This window comes from Streptomyces sp. NPDC127084 (assembly GCF_042724175.1).
In the GTDB taxonomy this organism is placed as follows: domain Bacteria; phylum Actinomycetota; class Actinomycetes; order Streptomycetales; family Streptomycetaceae; genus Streptomyces.
Genome location: NZ_JBHXFA010000146.1, coordinates 1 through 18,697, shown reverse-complemented (window position 1 = coordinate 18,697; position 18,697 = coordinate 1). Strand labels below are relative to the sequence as shown.

Sequence of the window (18,697 nt, the reverse complement as noted above, 5' to 3'; positions counted from 1 at the left end):
GGCGGAAGCCACCACGGTCGCCGTCACGACGCTCGTCGCGGCGGTCGCGGTTGAACGGACGGTCGCCGTCACGGCGCTCGTCGCGGCGGTCACGGTTGAACGGACGGTCGGTGTCCCGGCGGAAGCCACCACGGTCGCCGTCACGACGCTCGTCGCGGCGGTCGCGGTTGAACGGACGGTCGCCGTCACGGCGCTCGTCGCGGCGGTCACGGTTGAACGGACGGTCGTTGTCCCGGCGGAAGCCACCACGGTCGCCGTCACGACGCTCGTCGCGGCGGTCGCGGTTGAACGGACGGTCGCCGTCACGGCGCTCGTCGCGGCGGTCACGGCGGTCAAAGTTGCCCCGCTCGTCACGGCGCTCACGGCGCTCGTAGGAGGGGCGCTCGTCACGCGAGTCACGCGAGTCACGGGACTGGCGGGGCTCGCGCTCCTCGCGCTGCTCCGGCACCGAAGCCTGCGCGACCTCAGCCACGACCTCGGCCTGCGCCGCCTCGGTGACCTCGGCGACCGCCGCCTCCGGGTCCTCGCCCCGCTCACGCGCGGCGCGGGCCACCAGACGGTCGGCCTCCTCCCGCAGCTCGCCCGCGCGCCGCTGGATGCGCTCCAGCTCCTTGGTGAGGCGGACGACCTCTCGCTCGGCCTGCTTGGCGGCGTTGTTGGCGGAGTCCGCCTGGACCTCGGTCAGCGAGCGGGCACCGGTGATCTCGGCGACCTCCGGGTCGAAGGCGCCGGCGCCGCCGACGATGTGGCGCGAGGCGTCCACGCCCGCGTCCTCCATCAGCCGGAAGATCTGGCGGCGCTGGTGCGGCAGCGCCAGCGAGACGACCGTGCCGGACTGACCGGCGCGGGCGGTACGGCCGGAGCGGTGCAGATAGTCCTTGTGGTCACCGGCCGGGTCCACGTTCAGCACCAGGTCGATGCCGTCGACGTGGATACCGCGGGCGGCGACATCGGTGGCGACGAGCGCGTTGACGTAACCGTCCTTGAAGTCGGCGAGGACGCGGGTACGGGCGCCCTGCGTCATACCGCCGTGCAGCGCGTCCGCCTTCACACCCGCCTCGATGAGCTGCTCGGCGATGCGGTCCGCACCCAGCTGCGTACGCACGAAGATGATGGTGCGGCCCTTGCGCGCGGCGATCGCGGCGGTGACCGGCGCCTTGTCCTTCGGCTTCACGACGAGGACGTGGTGCGTCATGGTCGTGACGGCGCCCTGGGCGGCGTCGACCTCGTGGCTGACCGGGTTCTTCAGGTAGCGCTTGACCAGCGTGCCGATCTCGTTCTCCATGGTGGCGGAGAAGAGCATGCGCTGGCCGCCCTCGGGCACCTGGTCGAGCAGCTCGGTGACCTCGGGCAGGAAGCCCAGGTCGGACATCTGGTCGGCCTCGTCGAGGACCGCGACCTGGACGTTCTCCAGGGAGCAGGCACCGCGGTTGATGATGTCCCGCAGGCGGCCGGGAGTGGCGACGAGGATGTCGACGCCTCGCTCCAGGGCGTAGATCTGGTTGCCCATCGACGTACCGCCGCAGACGACCTTGATCTTCAGGCCGAGGACGTCGCCGTAGGGCTGGAGCGCGTCCGCGACCTGCATCGCGAGCTCACGGGTCGGGGTGAGGATGACGGCGCGGGGCTTCTTCTTCTCGGTGTGGCCGTCGGCCAGGGTGGCCAGCGTCGGCAGACCGAAGGAGAGGGTCTTGCCGGAGCCGGTACGGCCACGGCCCAGGATGTCCTTGCCGGCCAGGGCGTCCGGGATCGTCGCGGCCTGGATCGGGAACGGGATGGTGACACCGTTCTGGGCCAGCTTGCGGACCACTCCGTCGGGCAGACCCAGGTCGCCGAAGGTCACCTCGGGGGTCTCGGGAGCGGCTGCCTCGACGTCGTCGGCAGCAGCGCTGCCGGCGGTCTCGTCGGCGCCGTTCTCGAGCGCGAGCTCGAGTTCAAGGTCGTTCTCGGGCAGGACGGAGCGGTCAGAACTGGAAATGGACATGCGAAATGCGAAACCTTCCGGAGTCTCGGCACGCGCCCAAACTCCGTGATTCGCAATTCGACCGCCTCAATGCGGTCAGCCACGGCAAGGGAGAGTACGCGCCACACGCGGCGCGCTTCTGTGGTGGCGCCGGGCAAATGGGATCAAACGATCTACCACCATACGCACCTCCCCCCGCCCAAGGCAAACCAGCAGGTTGCGGCGCTCGTCACACCCACTACCCCCCACTCGGCCGCGAGGTTCCCTCCAGATCAGCGTACGGGTCGGCATAGGGCCCGTCCGACCAGGCGGCGGACGATTCGCGCAACTCGCCGAGCTGCGGCTCCGCCGCGGGCGTCTCGGTCGGCGGATCCGTCGGGGGCTGCTCCGTCGGTTCGGGGTCCGTGGCTGGCGGAGTCGGTTCCGCGGGCGTGGTCGGCTCGCCCGCCGGGTGCGTCGGATCCGCCGGCGGGTCCGATCGGCCGGGCGGTGCGCCGGTGGGTCCCTGCGGACCGGCCGGCTGCGGCAGGACCACACCGCTCCCGCCCCTGCTTCCCGCGGCCGGCGGACGCGCGGCAGACTCCGTCGCGGACGCGCTCGGGCCGCCGTCAGCCCCCGCGTCCCTGCCCTCGTGCCCATGGCCCGCGCCCTCGGAGTGAGCGGTGCCGCCCATGCCCGTACGGGAACGTCCGCCACCACCCGGCAGCGCGCCCCCGCCGTCCGGTTCGGCGTCGGCGCCCCGCGGCTGCGGCCCCTTCGACGGCGCGGCCGCCCCACCACCATCACCCACGCTGACGCACCCCGCGGTGGTGGCCGCGGCGAGAGCGGTGACGAGCCATACGGCACAACGGCCAGGAGCGGACAACTGGCGCATGGGCGGCACCTCCGGGACATGAGAGCGCGGTCGCCCTGCCCAACTCCCTACGCCCCACAGGGGACACGCCCCCACCGGGCCCGCCCGCCGCTCCCGCCCGGCGCACCTGCCGCCTGGCGACGCACGGCCTACGGGCCAAGCCCACCGGCCAGGCCCGCCCCCAGCGCCACCGCCCCCAGCCCGACCAGCAGCGACGCACCCGCGTTCGCCGCCGCCCAGCGCACCCGGCCGTGTTCGACCAGCCGGAGCGTCTCGTACGAGAAGGTCGAGTACGTCGTCAGCGCCCCGCAGAACCCGGTGCCGAGCAGCGCGTACAGACCGGACGAGCGCCCTTCCCCGGCTGACACCCCGGCCACCAGGCCCAGCACCAGGCTCCCGGCGACGTTCACCGCGAACGTCCCCCACGGGAACTCCGAACCGTGCCGTGCCTGCACCGCACGGTCCGTCAGATACCGCAGTGGCGCCCCGAAGGCGGCTCCGACCACCACCAGCAGCCAGTTCACGGCGTCTCCGTCCGGGCCCGTGCCCCGAGCGCCCCGCGAGTCAGCGTGGCCGCCAGCCACACGGCGCCCAGCGCCGCGGCCAGTGTGGCGGCGGCGTATCCGGCGGCCATGACCGTCTTCTGACGGTCCACCAGTGTCGCGATGTCCAGGGCGTAGCTGGAGAAGGTGGTGTACCCGCCGAGCACCCCGACCCCCAGGAACGGCCTCGCCAGCGCCCAGCTGACCACCTTGCGCTCGCTGACCAGCACCATCAGCACACCGATGAGCGCGCAACCCGACACATTGACGGCGAGCGTCGCCCAGGGTGACGGCCACGCGAGCGACACCCCGTAGCGGCCGCACGCCCCGATGATCCCGCCCGCCGAAACGGCCGCGAGCACCTTCCACTTCCTCGCGCCGGCGGTCTCGGCGCGCTGCTCCGGCCAGTGCAGATCGATGTCGGGGTCGACCGGCTCATCAGGCCCGGGGTCATGGCCGTGGTGCGAACCCGGACCGGACTCGGGGCCGAAACCGGGCTCATGGCCGTATCCGGGGCCGGACCCGTAGCCGGAACCGGAGCCGGGGCTCACCCGTACCCCAGCGCGTGCAGCCGTTCGTCGTCGATACCGAAATGATGGGCGATCTCGTGGACCACGGTGATCTCGGTCTCCGCCACCACGTCCTCCCGCGACTCGCACATCCGCAGGGTCGGCCCCCGGTAGATCGTGATCCGGTCCGGCAGCACGCCCGCGTACCACTCGCCGCGGTCGGTCAACGGGGTGCCCTCGTAGAGCCCGAGCAGCTCCGGGTCGTCGGCGGGCGGTTCGTCCTCGACGAACACCGCGACGTTGTCCATCAGCCGCGTCAACTCCGGTGGAATCCGGTCCAGGGCCTCGGCGACCAGTTCCTCGAACTCCTCGCGCGTCATCTCCAGCACCCGGCCATTGTCACGCAGCCGGTGCGCGCGGGGCGCGCGGCATACCCGGCCCCGCGCCCGGGCATACGGGACCAATGGCTCGCGCTCGTGAACGGCTCCGCGCCTTCCTCACCGCCATCCCTCACCCGCACCCGCACAGGAAGCACCGCAGGAGCCGGCTCCGTACCCACTCACCCGACCTCCTCCTCGCCGACCCCGCCTCCCATCCTCCGCATCGCCACCCCTACGCCCACGCGGTCGGCCTGGTCGCGCTGGTCCTCGTCGGCGCCTGGCTCGGACTGCTGATCGTCGGGGCGGTCCGGGCGCCCGTGGGCCCGATGGACACGACCATGGCCCTGCGCCCGTCCCTGTCCGGCGGCACGAAGATCAACGTCTCTCCGCTGGGCGCCCTGGAGCTGGACTCCCACGCGGCGCCCATCCGCCTCGACGTCGACGTGGACCGCCTGGACCCGGTGCGGTCCCAGGCCCTGGTCAAGCACCCCGAGCGGCTGTCGGGCCTCCAGCAGGAGGTCGCCCGGGACGTCAGGGACGGCACCCGCGAGCTGGCCTGGCGCTCCTGCGTCGCCGTCGTGTCCGGCGCCACCGCCCTCGGCCTGGCCGTCTACCGCCGCCCGCGCCGCGCGCTCGCGGCGGGCGGTCTCGCGCTGGCACTGCTCGCGGCGTCCGGGGCCGGCGCGTACGCCACGTGGAACCCGAAGTCGGTCCTCGAACCGAAGTTCTCCGGGCTGCTGAGCAGCGCGCCGTCCGTGGTCGGCAACGCCCGCTCGATCGTCACCGAGTTCGACGTCTACCAGAAGGAGTTGGCACGGCTGGTCACCAACGTCACCAGGCTGTACGACGCGACCTCCACGCTGCCCGTCTACCAGCCGGACCCCGGCACGGTCCGCGTCCTTCAGGTCTCCGACATCCACCTGAACCCCGCGGCCTGGCACATCATCGGTTCGCTGGTGGAGCAGTACCGGATCGACGTGATCATCGACTCCGGCGACACGATGGACCACGGCAGCGCCGCCGAGAACGCCTTCCTGGATCCGATCCCGGATCTCGGCGCGCCGTACGTCTGGGTGCGCGGCAATCACGACTCGTCCGCCACCCAGCGCTATCTCCAGGGCCTTGAGAACGTGCACGTGCTCGACGAGGGCCGCGCGGTCACCGTCGGCGGCCTGCGCGTGGCCGGGACGGGCGATCCCCAGTTCACCCCGGACCGCACGACGGTGCCGGGCGGTGATCCAGCCGAGCGCATGGCGGGTCTCCGCCTCGCCTCCGCCCTGCGCGACCAGCGGCGGGCGGGCACACCCGTCGATATCGCGGTCGCCCACAACCCGGTCGCGGCCCGCGAGACCGACGGCACGGTGCCACTCGTCCTCGCGGGCCACGTCCACCACCGCGAGAACGAACTGCTCCCGCTCGGCACCCGGCTCAAGATCGAGGGCTCCACGGGCGGCGGCGGTCTGCGCGCGGTCCAGAACGAGGAGCCGGAGAAGGTGCGTGCCTCCGTCCTCTATCTCGACCGCGGCACTCGCGCTCTCCAGGCCTGGGACGAGATCACCCTGGGCGGTCTCGGCCTGACGACAGCCGAGGTCAGCCGCCATCTGGCAGCCCCCGCACACCCGGGATCGGGCCCCTCGGCGCCCCCGAGCGGACCTGCCCCGTAAACCGTTTTGGCGATAGCTCTCCGCATCCCATATGCTTCTCACGTCCCCGACACGCTGCGAAGCGCACACGGCGGGCCTTTAGCCCTCATCGTCTAGTGGCCCAGGACGCCGCCCTTTCAAGGCGGTAGCACGGGTTCGAATCCCGTTGGGGGCACGCACAACCGTGTGCGAGACTAGTTCTCGCACAATGCATCACCTCTGGTCCTGTGGAGCAGTTTGGAGTGCTCGCCACCCTGTCAAGGTGGAGGCCGCGGGTTCAAATCCCGTCAGGACCGCTGCGACTCGTCAGAGTCGCGTGGCTGGGTAGCTCAGTTGGTACGAGCGTCCGCCTGAAAAGCGGAAGGTCGCCGGTTCGACCCCGGCCCCAGCCACCGCAGCCCGTCAGGGCAGACACCCCCGTCGAAGACATTCGGCGGGGGTGTTCTCGTGTCGGTTACGCCAATCGGTTACGCCAACCCGTACGCCGGTTCCTGGGCCCTTCCGGTCAGCGCGTCCGCTTGAAGGAGCCGAAGGACTCCCGGATGTCGCCGACGAGCAGCTCCGGGGCTTCCATCGCGAGGAAGTGGCCGCCGCGGTCGAGTTCGGTCCACCGCACGATGTCGTGGTCGCGTTCGGCCCAGCGGCGGATGGTCACATCGTTGGTGGAGAGCAGCACGGCGGTGGGCACGGTCCCCCGTCGACCGGCTGCCGCCCAGTCGCCCTGGCCGTCGCTCCATCCGGTGCCGTCTGCGGCGCCGGAGCCCGCCCGGTCGCTGGTCGCGGCTTCACTCCAGCTGTCGGCGGAGATCTCCTCGTAGTAGACCTGAGCGGCCGAGGCGGCGGTGGCGGTCAGCCAGTACAGCGAGACCTCGGTCAGGATGCGATCGCGGTGGATGCTGTCCTCGGGCAGGGCGTCTTCCGGGGCGGTGAGCTCCTTGAACTTCTCCACGACCCAGGCCAGCTGACCGACGGGAGAGTCGGTCAGGGCGTAGGCCACCGTCTGCGGACGCTTGGAGTTGCACTGCAGATAGGCGTCGTTGGCGTTCTGCAGGCGATGCCAGCGCCGCTGTTCGGCGTCCGTCAGGCCGTCCAGTTCGCCGTCCGCTCCGATGGGAAAGGCGATCATGGCGTTCACATGGACGCCGATCACCTGGTCCGGTGCCTGTCGGGCCATCTCCGGGGCGACCCAGGAACCGGTGTCGTAGCCATGGACTCCGTAGCGCGGGTAGCCGATGCGGGCCATCAGCCGGGTGAGTGCCCCAGCCATCCGGGCCGTGCCCATACCCGGCCCGGCCAGCGGGGTGGAGAAGGCGAACCCCGGCAGCGAGGGGATGACCAGGTGGAAGGCGTCGGCCGGAGAACCGCCGTGTGCCTCGGGATCTGACAGCGGCCCGATGACGTCGAGGAAGTCCGCCACCGAGCCCGGCCAGCCGTGCAGCAGCATCAGCGGCGTGGCGTCGGGCCTTGGCGAGCGCACATGCAGGAAATGGAGGTTCTGCCCGTCGATCGCGGTCATGTACTGCGGGAGAGCGTTGAGTGCCGCCTCGTGGGACCGCCAGTCGTAGACGGTGCGCCAGTACTCGGCCAGGTCCTTCAGATAGGCCACCGGGACGCCTCGGGTCCAGCCGACTCCCGGCAGTTCGTCCGGCCATCGGGTGGCGGCCAGGCGGGCTCGAAGGTCATCGAGCCGGGCTTGCGGTATGTCGATGCGGAAGGGACGGATACCGCTGGGTGCCGTGTTCGTCATGCCCCGACGCTAGGGTCCGCTTAGGTCAGTTCCGGTCCTCGCCTTCGGGCAGTCTTTCGGCATGCTGGAGACCTCTGGGCGGCTGCTGAAGCTGCTCTCCCTGCTGCAGGCCCACCGCGACCGGTCCGGGGCCGAACTCGCCGGACGCCTCGGCGTCAGCCGACGCACCCTGCGCCGCGATGTGGAGCGGCTGCGTGCGCTCGGCTACCCGGTGCAGGCCACCCAGGGCACCCCGGGCTACCGGCTCGGAGCCGGGGCCGCCCTGCCGCCGCTGCTGCTCGACGACGACGAGGCCGTCGCCGTCGTCGTCGGTCTGCGCACCGCGGCCGGTGGTTCGGTCACCGGTATCGAGGAGTCCTCGGTGCGTGCGCTCACCAAGCTGGAGCAGATACTCCCGCCCCGGCTGCGGTACCGGGTGCACACCCTGCACACCGCCACCGTCCGGGCCGGCGACGCTCCGGGCGCCAAGGTCTCAGCGGACACCCTCATGGCAATCGCCGAGGCGTGCCGTCGACATGAACGACTGCGCTTCGACTACGCAGGGCCTCGCAACGGCCGCAGCACACGCCTGGTCGAGCCGCACAGCCTCGTCAGCTTCGACCGCCACTGGTACCTGGTCGCCTGGGACACGGACCGCGCCGACTGGCGCACCTTCCGCGTCGACAGGGTCACTCCGCGCACCCCGACCGGACCGCGGTTCACACGCCGCGAGCTGCCCGGTGCCGACGTGGCCGGCTACCTTGCCGACCGGCTGTCGTCGCGGACCTGGCCTTTCCAGGCCACCGTCACCCTGCACGAGCCCGCCGCGAGGGTCACCGACCGTATCTGGCCCGGTATGGGTGTCGTCGAACCCGTCGACGACGAGAGCTGCCTCCTGCACCTTGGCGCCGACACCCCCCGTGATCTCGCATGGATGATCACCTCGGTCGACACCGATTTCAGCCTCACCGACGCACCACCCGGACTTGCCGACGCCCTGCGAGCCCACGCTGCCCGCTGCCTCGACGCCGTACGCGACGCATGAGCGCCCCTCAGGCACTCGGCCGGGAGGGTCGTGCGGCGGCTCGGCCGCGCCGCCGCCAGGTCCGCACCGCGGGGACGACCCCGGCGGCCAAGGCCGTCAGGGTGACCAGCGCCCAGTCGGGGACCGCCTGGCCGACGCCGACCACCCGCTGCTCCAGCGCGTACGACATATCGACCGGTAGCGGCCCGGGCAGCGCGGTCGTCCCGTCGAAGACGAGGAAGAGGACACCCAAGGTGACGAAGAACAGCCCTGACAGCGCGGATGCCGTATGCACCTCGAAGCGGCCGGCGGCGAGACGGATCGTGCGGCCACGCAGCCAGCGGCGCTCGCCGAGTCGGCAGTGCTCCCACAGCAGCGCGAGCACGAACAGCGGTACGGCCATCCCGAGGGCGTAGACGGCGAGCAGAAAACCCCCGTAGGCGGGGCTGCCGGTCAGCGCAGCCACCGTCAGGACGCTCCCGAGGATGGGGCCCGCGCAGAATCCGGCGAGTCCGTAGACCGTGCCCAGGGCATAGACGGAGAGGGCGGTTGTGGGCCGGATACGGCCGCCTGCCTCGGCAAGCCGGCGCGGCGCGAAGCCCCGGCCCAGGATCTGGGCCACGCCGAGCGCGACGATAAGCCAGCCGCCGGTCGCGACCAGCAGGTCGCGGTGCCCGTAGAAGAGCCGCCCGGCGAACGAACCCGCGACACCGAGCGGCACCAGTGTGGTCGCCAGCCCCGCGTAGAAGACGCCGGTACGGGCGACGAGCCGGGTCGTGGAGTCGATCGAGTACGCGAAGAACGCCGGGAGGAGGAGGGCGCTGCACGGACTGAGCAGCGCGAGCAGACCACCGATGAAGGCGGCGAGATAGCCGATGCCGGTCATCGGACGACGTCCTGCCGTGCGGCCCCGGGCGTCTCGGTCGGGCCCGGAGCGGCTGAGTTCGCAGCGGCCGGGCTCGTCGCAGCCGGGCTGGGGCCGTCCGGGCCCGCCGCCATCCCGGGGTCGGCGGACTCGCGCGCCGTCTCGATCAGCTCCACGAAAGTGCCCTCCGGCTGCGCCCCCGCGATCGGGCGCCCGTTGACCAGGAACGACGGCGTGGCGGTCGCACCCAGTGCATAGGCCTCCTCCTCGTCCCTGGCCACCGCCTGCCGGGCCGCCTTGCTGTCCGCGTCGCCCGCGAAGCGGTCCAGGTCCTTCACTCCCGCCTGCCGGGCGAGCTCCCGCAGCCGTTCGGCACCGAAGCCCTTCTCGCTGCCGCCCGTGGCGTACACCGCGTCATGGAACTGCCAGAACCGGCCCTGCTGCCCAGCCGCCCATGAGGCGCGCGCGGCGGTCTGCGACTCGTCGCCGAAGACCGGGAAGTTGCGCCACTCGATGCGCAGGGTGCCCTCGTCGACGTAACGCTTCACCAGTGCAGGCTGGGTGTCGCGGGCGAACTTGGCGCAGTAGCCGCACTTGAAGTCGGCGTACTCGATCATCACCACGGGTGCGTCCGCCCGGCCGAGCGCCATGGGGTCGCCGGGGGCGCGCCGGGCGAGCTTCTCCAGCTCCGGATAGACCCCGGAGTCGGGCGCGCTGGACTCCGCCGTGCGGTCGCCGGAGTTCGCCGCCGGCGGCTCGGAGCGGGTGGCGGTGTACGAGACGACACCCAGCACCACCGCGACCGCGGCCACCCCCGCGCCGAGCACGAAGGGCTTAAGGGATTCTGGCATGCGGCGGAGTCCCTCCGTGTCCGATACAGCCGCTTACATCCATGTACATCCGGATTGATGTGATCGTCATCGTACGGGGCCGTACTCGGCGCACCCGGCAGCCCGCCCGGGCGGCGCCGGGAATCAGTCGGAAATGGGTTCGCCACTGCGTTCGCGCGGGTGCGATCCTGGGTTCCGTATGTCTACTTCCTTTGCCGATCTCCAGACCCAGCTGGCCGAGATCTCGCTGCGCGACGCGCACCGGCTCGGCCGGCGGCTCGAAGGCACCCGCCGTATCCGCAAGCCCGAAGCCCGGCAGGCAGTGCTGGACGAGATCGCGGCGGAGGTCGCCACGGCCGCCGGCCGCTTCGCCGAGCGCGCGGCACGGGTGCCCGATGTGAGCTACCCCGAGCAGCTCCCGGTCAGTCAGAAGAAGGACGAGATCCTCGAGGCGATACGGGACCACCAGGTCGTGATCGTCGCGGGTGAGACGGGTTCCGGAAAGACCACCCAGATCCCCAAGATCTGCCTGGAGCTGGGCCGTGGCGTGCGCGGCATGATCGGGCACACCCAGCCCCGCCGGATCGCGGCCCGTACGGTCGCCGAGCGGGTCGCCCACGAGCTGCGCAGCCCGCTCGGGGAGGCGGTGGGCTGGAAGGTCAGGTTCACCGACCAGGTGAATCCGGACGCCACCTTCGTGAAGCTGATGACGGACGGCATCCTGCTCGCGGAGATCCAGACGGACCGTGAGCTTCGCGCATACGACACGATCATCATCGATGAGGCCCATGAGCGGTCCCTCAACATCGACTTCCTGCTCGGCTATCTGTCGCAGCTGTTGCCGAAGCGCCCCGACCTCAAGGTGGTCATCACCTCGGCGACCATCGACCCCGAGCGCTTCTCGCGGCACTTCGGGGACGCCCCGATCGTGGAGGTCAGCGGGCGTACATACCCGGTGGAGGTGCGTTACCGCCCTCTCCTCGAAGAGGCCGAAGAGGAGTCCGCGGACTCCGACCGCGACCAGATCACCGCGATCTGCGACGCGGTCGACGAGCTCCAGAAGGAAGGTCCGGGGGACATCCTGGTCTTCCTGTCCGGTGAGCGGGAGATCCGCGACACCGCGGACGCCCTGAACAAGAAGAACCTGCGCTTCACCGAGGTGCTCCCGCTCTACGCCCGGCTCTCGCACGCCGAGCAGCACCGCGTGTTCCAGCCGCATACCGGCCGCCGTGTCGTCCTCGCCACGAACGTCGCGGAGACCTCGCTGACGGTCCCCGGCATCAAGTACGTGATCGACCCGGGCACCGCCCGCATCTCCCGCTACAGCCATCGCACCAAGGTCCAGCGGCTGCCCATCGAGGCAGTCAGCCAGGCCAGCGCGAACCAGCGCAAGGGCCGCTGCGGCCGGACGTCCGACGGCGTCTGCATCCGCCTGTACAGCGAGGACGACTTCCTGTCCCGGCCTGAGTTCACGGACGCGGAGATCCTCCGTACCAACCTGGCGTCCGTCATCCTCCAGATGACCGCCGCCGGGCTGGGGGACATCGAGAAGTTCCCCTTCATCGACCCGCCGGACCACCGCAACATCCGCGACGGTGTGCAGCTCCTCCACGAGCTGGGCGCGCTGGACCCCGGGGAGAAGGACCCCAAGAAGCGGCTGACGCAGCTTGGCCGCAAGCTGGCCCAGCTTCCGGTCGACCCCCGGCTGGCCCGGATGGTCATCGAAGCCGACCGGAACGGCTGTGTCCGCGAGGTCATGGTGATCGCCGCCGCGCTGTCCATCCAGGACCCGCGCGAGCGGCCCTCCGACAAGCAGGCGCAGGCCGACCAGCAGCACGCCCGCTTCAAGGACGAGACCAGCGACTTCCTCGCCTTCCTCAACCTCTGGCGCTATGTGCGCGAGCAGCAGAAGGAGCGCGGCTCGTCCAGCTTCCGCCGGATGTGCAAGCAGGAGTACCTGAATTTCCTGCGGATCCGCGAATGGCAGGACATCTACGCCCAGCTCCGCACGGTCGCCAAGCAGATGGGCCTCCATCTCGAGGAGCCTTCGGCGGGCACCGCCGCCCCGGACCAGGCCGTACATGTCTCGCTGCTCGCCGGGCTGCTCTCCCATGTCGGGATGAAGGACATCAAGGACGCGGGGCGGGACGGAGCCAGGGAGGGCGGGAAGAGCACAGGGAAGAACGAGTACCTGGGTGCCCGGAACGCCAAGTTCGCCGTCTTCCCCGGTTCCGCGCTCTTCAAGAAGCCGCCGCGTTTCCTGATGTCCGCCGAACTGGTCGAGACCTCGCGCCTGTGGGCCAGGGTCAACGCGAAGATCGAGCCCGAGTGGATCGAGCCGCTCGCCGGGCATCTGGTCAAGCGCACCTACAGCGAGCCCCACTGGGAGAAGGATCAGGCGGCGGTGATGGCGTACGAGAAGGTCACGCTGTACGGCGTACCGATCGTCGCCCAGCGCAAGGTGAACTACGGCCGGATCGACGCGGAGACAAGCCGGGAGCTGTTCATCCGCCATGCCCTTGTCGAGGGCGACTGGCGTACGCACCACAAGTTCTACGCGGACAACCGCAAGCTCCTCACCGAGGTGGAGGAGCTTGAGCACCGGGCCCGCCGCCGGGACATCCTCGTGGACGACGAGACGCTGTTCGACTTCTACGACCAGCGGGTGCCCGAGCATGTGGTGTCCGGGGCCCACTTCGACTCCTGGTGGAAGCACAAGCGCCGTGAGCAGCCGGAGCTGCTCGATTTCGAGCGCGAAATGCTCATCAACGAGAAGGCCGGGGCGGTCACCAAGGACGACTATCCGGACTCATGGCGGCAGGGACAGCTCAAGTTCCGGGTCACCTACCAGTTCGAACCCGGCACGGACGCTGATGGTGTCACCGTCCATATCCCGCTCCAGGTACTCAACCAGGTGACGGACGAGGGCTTCGACTGGCAGATCCCCGGTCTGCGCGAGGAGGTCGTCACCGAGCTGATCCGCTCGCTGCCCAAGCCGATCCGCCGCCACTACGTGCCCGCTCCGGACTATGCGAGAGCCTTCCTGGAGAAGGCGGTGCCCTTGCAGGAGCCGCTGCCGGTGACGCTGGCGCGGGGGCTCCAGCGCATGGTGGGTGTGCCGGTCACAGCCGACGACTTCGAGATCGCCAAGGTCCCGGACCATCTGAAGATCACTTTTCGGATCGTCGACGAACGCCGTCGCACCCTCGCCGAGGACAAGGATCTGGAAGCCCTGCGGCTGCGGCTCAAGCCCAAGGCCCGGCAGGCACTCTCCAAAGCAGCGGCGGCCACGGCCGAGCGCTCGGGCGGTGCCTCGATCGAGCGCACCGGTCTGAAGGACTGGACGATCGGGACCCTCCCGAAGATCTTCGAGACCCGCCGCGCCGGCCAGCCCGTCAAGGCCTACCCGGCTCTGGTGGACTCCGGTGAGAGCGTCTCCGTACGCCTCTTCGACACCGAGGCCGAGCAGCAGCAGGCCATGCGGCAGGGCATCCGCCGGCTGATCATGCTGAACATCCCGGTCAACCCGGCGAAGTTCGCGTCCGAGCGGCTGACGAACCAGCAGAAGCTCGCTCTCTCGCGCAATCCGCACGGTTCGATCCAGGCGCTGTTCGACGACTGCGCCGCCGCCGCCGCGGACCGGCTGATCGCCGAGCACGGCGGTCCGGCCTGGGACGAGGAGGCGTTCCGCAAGCTGTTCGACAGGGTGCGCGCCGACATCGTAGACACGACCGTGCGGACCGTGGACCAGGTAGGGCAGATCCTGGCCGCCTGGCAGGCCTGTGAGCGGCGTCTCAAGGCCACCAGCAGCCTGGTCCTGATCAACAACGTCCAGGACGTACGGGAGCAGCTGGCGGCCCTCATGCCCGCGGGCTTCGTCACCCGCACGGGGCTGCGGCGGCTGGGCGACCTGATGCGCTACCTGGTCGCGGTGGACCGCCGGCTCCAGCAGATGCCGACGTCCGTGCAGCGCGACACCACGCGTATGGAGAAGGTCCATGAGATGCGGGACGAGTACGCCTGGCTGCTGGAGCAGCTGCCCAAGGGGCGCCCGATGCCCCAGGAGGTGCTGGAGATCCGCTGGATGATCGAGGAGCTGCGCGTGAGCTATTTCGCGCATGCGCTCGGAACGGCGTACCCGGTCTCGGACAAGCGGATCGTCAAGGCGATCGACGCCGCGGCACCGTGACATCGCCGTCGCCATCAGTGAGTTCGACCTGACCCTCTGACCTGCTGTACAGTCTCTCTCGCAGCCAAGGAACGAACGGCTGCGAAACCTGGTCCTGTGGAGCAGTTTGGAGTGCTCGCCACCCTGTCAAGGTGGAGGCCGCGGGTTCAAATCCCGTCAGGACCGCAGCAATCAGAAGGCCCGCATCGTTTGGTGCGGGCCTTCTGCCGTCTCCTCGACATGCGGGCGACCCGCACCGCGCCGGAGCCCCGCGGCTCACCACAAGCACCCCGGCCTCTCCGCCCGCGGGCTTCTCCCAGCCCCCTCCCAGCCCTCGCTCGGATCCCTCCCGGGTTCTCGCGGCTTCCTGCAGCTCCCCCTGGGCTTCCCCTCAGCTCCCCCTCGAGCCCTCTCGAACCCCGTCAGCCGCTCCCGGCCTCCCTGGCGCCTTCTGCCGTATTGACGGGGCCACTTGCCACCGGTACCCAGACATGACAGGGGCACACGGCCCGGACCGCGGAGGTGGCGCATGGCGGCATCCACAGTGAGGCACGAGACCCGGGCGCTGCTGCGCGCCCATCTGGCGGCCGTCTCCGGCTATCGGCACCTCACCCGGCACTGTCCGGTCTGCCACCGGCTGCTGCGCCTCGCGATGGAGCCGACAGAACCCGCCGAGCCCACGGGTTCCACGGCGGCATCCGCAGCGGAGTCGTCCAGGGGGTCCACAGCACCGACCGAGCCGCCGGAGTCCGACGGAGGCACCAGCGAGGACGAGCACGGCGATCCTCGCACCATGTGACGGGAGTCACCGGATGAGTTTCGCGAACAGGTGGACTTATCCGTCCCCTACAAAGGGCCGATTTAATATGTGCAATTGCACGTTCTACCGAGAGATTCCGCGCGCACAAAAAAGATCGCGCTGGACCCGGCGGAGTCCAGCGCGATCGACGACGAAGTCCTGTTGGGGCAGGTGCACGCCGTGTCGAGCTCAGGTGCGGGCTGCGGGGATGGGGGCCCCGGCTATGCCCGGCTTTCGGGGTGTCAGGCCTCGCTGCGCTGCTGCGGAATACCCGCAAGCAGTGCGCGGACCTCTGCCTCGCGGTACCGGCGATGTCCACCAAGCGTGCGGATGGACGTGAGCTTGCCAGCCTTGGCCCAGCGTGTGACCGTCTTCGGGTCCACGCGGAACATCGTGGCGACCTCAGCCGGGGTCAGCAGCGGCTCGGCATCAGGGGTGCGAGCGGTCATGAGCGGCCTCCTCGGGAGAACCGAACCTTCTCGGTTCTTTCCTCTAAATTCTGCACCTTGACCCGCGTTGCCCGAAATGGCGGACGCGGGCCGAGTCGGTTATAGGACGAACGGCTTGTCCTCGGCACTACAACTACACCATCTGTCCAGCCACGTCGGCCAAACCGATGGAATTGCCCCCTCAGGTGTTCATCAGCGGCGGAAGCCGATGGACCTGCGCATAGCGGACAGTCACGTCACAGTGACGATCAGTCACAGAGCGATCAGGAGTCATCAGACCCCCCATAGCGTGCAATGCAGAGCAATCCACCCTGTTACGGGTGGAAGGAACCCTCCCCGGACTCCTTGTCCTATTTTGGCACGAGGGCGTGCGATGAACGCAAGGGACGACTTAGTGCTGTCCGTCACGCTTGGCGCTCTTCGCACCCTTGGGCGGCATGACCCAAAGGTCCGGATAGGGCTATCCCGATAGCTGCCCACAACCGGCCGCACCCACGCATATCCGCGCACACCCGCCCGGGTGCCGGACCGTCAGTTCGCGAACTGACGGTCTCGGACCGCCCGCCACCGCTCGGTGAGCCGCCCGTACGCCTCCCCGGCGCCTTCGCCGTCCCCGTCCCGCAGTGCGGCGATCCCCTCGGCGACATCCGCCGCCGAACGGTCGTCGGCGAGCTGCTCCGAAGGCAGGGCATGCACCAGCCCGCCGTAGTCGAGTTCGACCAGGGAGCGCGGATGGAACTCCTCCAGCCAGCGCCCCACGTCCACCAGCCCCTCCGTGAGCGGACCCTCGTCGATGGTCTCCCGCAGGGTCTTCAGGGCCCGTGCCAACCTGCGCCGGGCCTGCACCATCGGTGTCCGGTAGCGCAGCAGCGGCGGCTCGCCGGGCACCTCGCCGGGCTCGTACTCCCGCTCCTCGTCGGCGAACAAGGTGAACCAGCGCACCGGCACCTGCCACACCGCCGTCCTGATCCACGGCCGTGCGTCGGGATGGCGCTCACGCCAGGCCTCGTAGTCCGCGGTGGCCTGGCCCCGCACCACCGGCGGCAGCACGGCGTCCAGCACCGGCACCGGGAACATCTCCGGCAGCTCTTTCAGGGCAAGCCAGCCCCGCAGCCTGGTGCGCCAAGGGCAGACACAGACCACCCCGTCCACCTCCGTGACGAAGGCTTCCGGGCTCTCGTGCGCCGGGACCGGCATCGGCGGGGTGGGGAGCAAGTCGGCGAGCGAGCGTCGCAGTTCGTCCTGGGCCGTGGGAGTCCGGCCGCTGCGGGCATAGCGCGCCCAGTGATCACGCTCGGGCTCGGGAAACGCCGCCAGGGGCTCGTACACCCGCAGGTAGGCGGCATAGGGAACGAGCACAGAGGTGACGGCCGGCATGTCGCAGATCCTTCCACGCGCGTACAGGGGCGTACACGGGCGTACTCCGGGAGAGGGTGATCCTCGGCACTGGCTCGGATCTACGCACCCGTAGGACTTACTCTCTTGCCCAACCGGTCCCTCCCCCACCCATCCCCGGCCACAAGCACGGGGGCGGCGCGGGAAGGGCCCACCACCGCCGCTTCGTATCTTGGGAGTCACCACCGTGACCGATGTAACCGGCGCCCCTGTCGACGTACTGCACACCCTGTTCCGCTCGGACCAGGGCGGCCACGAGCAAGTCGTGCTGTGCCAGGACCGTGCCAGTGGCCTGAAGGCCGTTATCGCCATCCACTCGACCGCCCTGGGCCCGGCCCTCGGCGGCACGCGCTTCTACCCCTACGCCAGTGAGGACGACGCCGTCGCCGACGCGCTGAACCTCTCGCGCGGGATGTCGTACAAGAACGCCATGGCCGGGCTCGACCACGGCGGCGGCAAGGCCGTGATCATAGGCGACCCGGAGCGGATCAAGTCCGAGGAGCTGCTGCTGGCGTACGGGCGCTTCGTCGCCTCGCTCGGTGGCCGCTACGTCACCGCCTGCGACGTCGGCACCTATGTCGCCGACATGGACATCGTGGCCCGTACGAACAAGTGGACCACCGGCCGCTCCCCGGAGAACGGCGGCGCCGGCGACTCCTCCGTGCTCACCGCGTACGGGGTCTTCCAGGGCATGCGCGCCTCCGCGCAGCACCAGTGGGGCGACCCCACCCTGCGCGGGCGCAAGGTCGGTGTCGCGGGCGTCGGCAAGGTCGGCCACTACCTGGTCGGGCATCTCGTCCAGGATGGCGCCGATGTGGTCGTCACCGATGTGCGGGACGAGTCGCTGCGCCGGATCACCGAGATGTTCCCGCAGGTCACCGTCGCCAAGGACACCGCCGCGCTGATCCGCACCGAGGGCCTGGACATCTACGCGCCGTGCGCGCTCGGCGGTGCGCTCGACGACGAGACCGTGCCCGCGCTCACCGCCAAGGTGGTCTGCGGCGCGGCCAACAACCAGCTCGCGCACCCCGGTGTCGAGAAGGACCTGGCCGATCGCCACATCCTTTACGCGCCCGACTACGTGGTAAACGCGGGCGGTGTCATCCAGGTCGCGGACGAGCTGCACGGCTTCGACTTCGACCGCTGCAAGGCCAAGGCCGCGAAGATCTTCGACACCACGCTGGCGATATTCGCACGTGCGAAGGACGACGGTATTCCGCCGGCCGCCGCGGCCGACCGGATCGCCGAGCAGCGGATGGCGGACGCGCGCCGCGCGTAGCGGGCCCGGCACGCACCGCGCAGTCGAGCGTTTGAGGCTGGGTCCGGTCGGATAGCGGCTGGATCCAGCCGGTTCCGGCCGGGTCTGGCCGGGTCTGGCCCGGTGGACCGAGCGGTTTGACAGGGCTGGCCGATCAAACAGCCGGGCAGTCGCGCACACGGTCGCGGGGGGGGCGGGCGGGCGCTATTAAAAACGGGCGGGCGGGGGGCGGGGCGCTAAGAGTGTTTTATAGAATGTTTATCTCGCTCTGGGGGGGGGGGGGGCGGGGTGTG

Annotated in this window: 15 protein-coding genes and 4 tRNA genes; 9 read left to right on the top strand and 10 right to left on the bottom strand. The window is 70.2% G+C overall.

What is annotated here, in order from left to right:
• From ACFWI9_RS27190 to ACFWI9_RS27170, 5 genes are all read right to left on the bottom strand, one after another.
• Positions 1–1,984: DEAD/DEAH box helicase (locus ACFWI9_RS27190; protein ID WP_387165884.1), on the bottom strand; the 1,984-nt coding region annotated here is incomplete at its 3' end.
• Positions 1,985–2,201: 217 nt separating this feature from the next.
• Positions 2,202–2,837 carry a hypothetical protein gene (locus ACFWI9_RS27185; protein WP_387165882.1) on the bottom strand — a complete coding sequence of 212 codons (636 nt, stop codon included), beginning with the start codon at positions 2,835–2,837 and terminating at the stop codon, positions 2,202–2,204.
• Positions 2,838–2,965: 128 nt separating this feature from the next.
• Positions 2,966–3,340: a fluoride efflux transporter CrcB gene (gene crcB, locus ACFWI9_RS27180; RefSeq protein WP_387165880.1), complete on the bottom strand. Its 375-nt coding sequence runs from the start codon at positions 3,338–3,340 to the stop codon at positions 2,966–2,968.
• Positions 3,337–3,909, bottom strand: a complete 573-nt coding sequence (locus ACFWI9_RS27175; protein WP_387165878.1) for a fluoride efflux transporter FluC — start codon at positions 3,907–3,909, stop codon at positions 3,337–3,339. The genes crcB and ACFWI9_RS27175 overlap by 4 nt, the downstream gene beginning before the upstream one ends.
• Entirely contained in the window at positions 3,906–4,256 is a 351-nt protein-coding gene (locus ACFWI9_RS27170) for a metallopeptidase family protein (RefSeq protein WP_384245513.1), read from the bottom strand. The genes ACFWI9_RS27175 and ACFWI9_RS27170 overlap by 4 nt, the downstream gene beginning before the upstream one ends.
• A 74-nt stretch (positions 4,257–4,330) precedes the next feature.
• Here ACFWI9_RS27170 and ACFWI9_RS27165 point away from each other — a divergent pair, with 74 nt between their 5' ends.
• The 4 genes from ACFWI9_RS27165 to ACFWI9_RS27150 all read left to right on the top strand — a co-directional run bounded on the left by ACFWI9_RS27165 (position 4,331) and on the right by ACFWI9_RS27150 (position 6,282).
• Positions 4,331–5,911 carry a metallophosphoesterase gene (locus ACFWI9_RS27165; protein ID WP_387165875.1) on the top strand — a complete coding sequence of 527 codons (1,581 nt, stop codon included), beginning with the start codon at positions 4,331–4,333 and terminating at the stop codon, positions 5,909–5,911.
• A gap of 81 nt (positions 5,912–5,992) precedes the next feature.
• Positions 5,993–6,065 (top strand) — tRNA-Glu (locus tag ACFWI9_RS27160).
• A 46-nt stretch (positions 6,066–6,111) separates the two neighbouring features.
• Positions 6,112–6,186, top strand: a tRNA-Asp gene (locus tag ACFWI9_RS27155).
• A gap of 22 nt (positions 6,187–6,208) precedes the next feature.
• Positions 6,209–6,282 (top strand) — tRNA-Phe (locus tag ACFWI9_RS27150).
• Between the two features lie 113 nt (positions 6,283–6,395).
• Here ACFWI9_RS27150 and ACFWI9_RS27145 read toward each other — a convergent pair.
• Positions 6,396–7,637 (bottom strand): epoxide hydrolase family protein, encoded by a 1,242-nt coding sequence (locus ACFWI9_RS27145; protein ID WP_387165873.1) that lies wholly within the window; start codon positions 7,635–7,637, stop codon positions 6,396–6,398.
• Positions 7,638–7,698: 61 nt separating this feature from the next.
• Between ACFWI9_RS27145 and ACFWI9_RS27140 the strand changes: the two genes are divergently transcribed.
• Positions 7,699–8,661: a helix-turn-helix transcriptional regulator gene (locus ACFWI9_RS27140; RefSeq protein ID WP_387165871.1), complete on the top strand. Its 963-nt coding sequence runs from the start codon at positions 7,699–7,701 to the stop codon at positions 8,659–8,661.
• A gap of 7 nt (positions 8,662–8,668) precedes the next feature.
• Here ACFWI9_RS27140 and ACFWI9_RS27135 read toward each other — a convergent pair whose 3' ends face one another.
• Both ACFWI9_RS27135 and ACFWI9_RS27130 read right to left on the bottom strand, forming a co-directional pair.
• Positions 8,669–9,526 carry a cytochrome c biogenesis CcdA family protein gene (locus tag ACFWI9_RS27135; protein ID WP_387165869.1) on the bottom strand — a complete coding sequence of 286 codons (858 nt, stop codon included), beginning with the start codon at positions 9,524–9,526 and terminating at the stop codon, positions 8,669–8,671.
• Entirely contained in the window at positions 9,523–10,356 is an 834-nt protein-coding gene (locus ACFWI9_RS27130) for a DsbA family protein (protein WP_387165867.1), read from the bottom strand. Before ACFWI9_RS27130 ends, ACFWI9_RS27135 begins: the two co-directional genes overlap by 4 nt.
• Before the next feature lie 178 nt (positions 10,357–10,534).
• On the opposite strand from ACFWI9_RS27130, the gene hrpA reads away from it, so the two are divergent.
• From hrpA to ACFWI9_RS27115, 3 genes are all read left to right on the top strand, one after another.
• Positions 10,535–14,524: an ATP-dependent RNA helicase HrpA gene (gene hrpA / locus ACFWI9_RS27125; RefSeq protein WP_387165865.1), complete on the top strand. Its 3,990-nt coding sequence runs from the start codon at positions 10,535–10,537 to the stop codon at positions 14,522–14,524.
• Between the two features lie 90 nt (positions 14,525–14,614).
• Positions 14,615–14,689, top strand: a tRNA-Asp gene (locus tag ACFWI9_RS27120).
• Between the two features lie 343 nt (positions 14,690–15,032).
• Positions 15,033–15,302 (top strand): DUF6274 family protein, encoded by a 270-nt coding sequence (locus ACFWI9_RS27115; protein ID WP_387165863.1) that lies wholly within the window; start codon positions 15,033–15,035, stop codon positions 15,300–15,302.
• A 242-nt stretch (positions 15,303–15,544) separates the two neighbouring features.
• Here ACFWI9_RS27115 and bldC read toward each other — a convergent pair whose 3' ends face one another.
• Positions 15,545–15,751, bottom strand: coding sequence for a developmental transcriptional regulator BldC (gene bldC / locus ACFWI9_RS27110; RefSeq protein ID WP_003949541.1), 207 nt, complete (start codon positions 15,749–15,751; stop codon positions 15,545–15,547).
• A gap of 531 nt (positions 15,752–16,282) precedes the next feature.
• Positions 16,283–17,128 carry a hypothetical protein gene (locus tag ACFWI9_RS27105; protein ID WP_387165861.1) on the bottom strand — a complete coding sequence of 282 codons (846 nt, stop codon included), beginning with the start codon at positions 17,126–17,128 and terminating at the stop codon, positions 16,283–16,285.
• Between the two features lie 205 nt (positions 17,129–17,333).
• Here ACFWI9_RS27105 and ACFWI9_RS27100 point away from each other — a divergent pair, with 205 nt between their 5' ends.
• Positions 17,334–18,425, top strand: a complete 1,092-nt coding sequence (locus ACFWI9_RS27100) for a Leu/Phe/Val dehydrogenase (protein ID WP_387165859.1) — start codon at positions 17,334–17,336, stop codon at positions 18,423–18,425.
• Positions 18,426–18,697 lie beyond the last annotated feature (272 nt).